The following is a 502-nucleotide window of genomic DNA, read 5'->3' on the forward strand; positions in this document are numbered from 1 at the left end:
GCCGCTGCGCTCACGTGAACAGCCACAGTGGAACGCTACTGGTTGAGGTTCGTACACGCGTACTTTGTCTTGGTTGTATAGACGGTATAGTAGATCGTTCGCTTCTAGGCCAAACAGTTCTTCGTCTTTTACGGTGTTAGTCAGTTGCTCTAGGTGCTCGAAGTCATCTGGAGAACCAGTGCCATCAGGAATAACCTGAATAAGCATACCCGCCGCGTGCGGTTTGCCTTCGAATTCGCCAGTGCGGATCCAAAGACGCGTTTTTAGCTGCTCAGAGTTAGCGAAGTAACCTTCTAGTACTTCTGTCAGGTTTTCACCTTCTAGACCAACCACACCTTGGTAGCGCTCGCCTTTTTTCGGCTCGATAGTGATAACTAGGTAACCTTTACCCATCATTTCGTGCAGGCTAGCGTCATCAGCGATGTCACCTTCCCAGCGCGCCACGCCACGAACTTGTTGGTTGTGGTCGCCATTGATTACTGCAAGAGAAACAGGGCCGTCA

At 50.8% G+C, this 502-nt stretch carries 1 protein-coding gene; it reads right to left on the reverse strand.

Annotation, left to right across the window (positions count from 1 at the left end):
* Positions 1 to 502: Hsp33 family molecular chaperone HslO (locus tag R7Q11_RS29780; protein ID WP_225467416.1), on the reverse strand; the 502-nt coding region annotated here is incomplete at both ends.

This window comes from Vibrio sp. 970 (assembly GCF_033339075.1).